This is a genomic window from uncultured Cardiobacterium sp., from assembly GCF_938028185.1.
Classification (GTDB): domain Bacteria; phylum Pseudomonadota; class Gammaproteobacteria; order Cardiobacteriales; family Cardiobacteriaceae; genus Cardiobacterium.
Genome location: NZ_CALJAH010000107.1, coordinates 1 through 2415, shown reverse-complemented (window position 1 = coordinate 2415; position 2415 = coordinate 1). Strand labels below are relative to the sequence as shown.

1 protein-coding gene is annotated in these 2415 nt (G+C 65.9%); it reads left to right on the top strand.

From position 1 onward, the window contains the following. Positions 1-2415 (top strand): ATP-dependent RNA helicase HrpA (gene hrpA, locus Q0349_RS03420; protein WP_298079475.1); only part of this gene is annotated, 2415 nt, incomplete at both ends.

Sequence of the window (2415 nt, the reverse complement as noted above, 5' to 3'; positions counted from 1 at the left end):
GACACCGGCACCGCGCGCATCAGCCGCTACTCGCTGCGCACCAAAACCCAACGCCTACCGATAGAGCCCGTGTCGCAAGCCGCCGCCAACCAGCGCGCCGGACGCTGTGGCCGCGTCTCCTCCGGCATCTGCATCCGCCTCTACAGCGAAGAAGACTACGCGCAGCGCCCCGCCTACACCGAGCCGGAAATCCTGCGCACCAACCTCGCCGCCATCATCCTGCAAATGCTCGTCCTCAAACTGGGCGACATCGCCGCCTTCCCCTTCGTTGACGCGCCGGACGAGCGGCAAATCAACGACGGCTACCGCCTGCTTTACGAACTACAAGCGACCGACGAATCGCGCCGCCTCACCCCGCTGGGCAGACAAATGGCGCGCCTGCCGGTCGACCCGCGCTTCGCCCGCATCCTCGTCGCCGCCGAAAAAAGCGGCTGCCTGCAAGACGCGCTCATCCTCGTCGCCGCCCTATCCATCCAAGACCCGCGCGAACGCCCCTTCGGCCAGGAAGCGCGCGCCGACCAAAAACAAGGCGAATTCGCTGACAAAACGAGCGATTACCAAACCCTGCTCAACCTCTTTGCCGCCTACCAGCGCGAACGGCGCACGGCAAGCAACAACCGCCTGCGCCAATGGTGCAAAAACTACTACCTCAACCCGCAGCGGATGCGCGAATGGCGCGAACTGGTGAACCAACTCCTGCGCGACAGCCGCGAACAAAAACTGCACCTCGACAGCACCCACCCCGCCGCCCCGAAAAACGACCTGCCGGACGGTGCCAAAGGCCGCTTGGCGCTGGAAAACCCGCAGATAGAAACCCTGCACCGCGCGCTGCTCACCGGCTTCCTCGACCAAGTCGGCCTTTGGGACGAACAACAGCGCGACTACCTGCGCCCGCGCCACAGCCGCTTCAGCCTCTTCCCCGCGTCCGTCCTTGCCAAAAAACCACCGCAAGCAGTGATGGCGGCGAGCATCGTCGAAACCCAGCGCACCTACGCCCGCACCTGCGCCCCCATCCAACTTGCCGAACTCGAACACCTCGCCGCCCACCTCACCCGCCACCAATACCACAACCCGCACTGGTCAAAAAAAGCGGGCAACGTGCTCGCCAGCCAAACCACCACCCTCTACGGCCTGCCCATCGTCGCCGGGCGCAACGTCCCCTACGCCCGCCACGACCCGGCGCTCGCCCACGAAATCTTCATCCACGACGCGCTCGTCCCCGGCGACCTCAACACCCGCCTGCGCGTCATCGCGCAAAACCGCGCGCTGATAGAAACCCTCGAAGAGCGCGAACACAAAACGCGCAGCCGCGGCATCCTCGCCGACGAGAGCCAACAAGCGGCGTTTTATATGAACCGCCTGCCGGAGAGCGTGCACAGCGTCGTCACCCTCGAACAATGGGCGAAACAGCACGGCGAAGCGGCACTCGCGATGACCGAGGCCGACCTCTTGCTCAGCGATGAGACCGTCAGCGAGGCCGACTACCCGGCGAGCCTCACCATCAACGGCCAAAAACTGCGCCTCGAATACCACTTCGACCCCGGCGGCGCGGCGGACGGCATCACCGTCAACATCCCGCTGCCCGCGCTGAACGCACTGGACGCGCGCGCCTTCGAGCGCCTCGTCCCGGCGATGCTGCCCGCGAAAATCGAAGCGCTGCTGCGCGCCCTGCCGAAAGTATGGCGGCGGCAGCTCGTCCCCATCCCCGCCTTCGCCCAGGCGGTGAGCGAACGCATCGCGGGCGACGACGCTCCGCTGCACGCCGCCATCCGCGCCGCCATCCACGCCATCAAAGGCACCGACATCCCCGAAGACGCCTTCGATGAGACGAAAATCGACGACCACCATCGCATGAACTACCGCCTGCTGGACGCGAAAAACCAGCCGATAGCAGAGAGCCGCGACCTCGCCGCCTTGCAGGCCGAGTACAGCGACAGCGCCGCCGCCCAATTCCGCCGCCGCAGCCAAAGCCGCCATGCCGACGACGCGCCCATCACCGACTGGCAATGGGACGAACTGCCCGCGCAAGAAACCCTGCCCAACGGCATCACCGGCTACCCCGCCTTAACGTTGGAAGACGGCAAAATCTGCCTGCGCCTGCACGACGACCCCGAACGCGCCGCGAGCGCGCACCACGCCGCCGTGCATGCACTGCTCGCCGACAAACTGCAAGCCAAAATCAAATACCTGCGCAAAAACCTGCCCGGCTACACCCAAATGGCGCTGCACTACCGCAAAATCGGCAGCGACAGTACCCTCGCCGACGACATCATCGCCCGCCTGCTCGAACACGTCAGCCTGCGCGACGGCATCCCGCGGACTCGCGCCGCCTGGGAAGCGGCACTCACCCGCGGCGAGCGCGACCTCATCCCCGCCGCAAGCGAACTTGCCGCCAAACTGACGCGCATCCTCGCC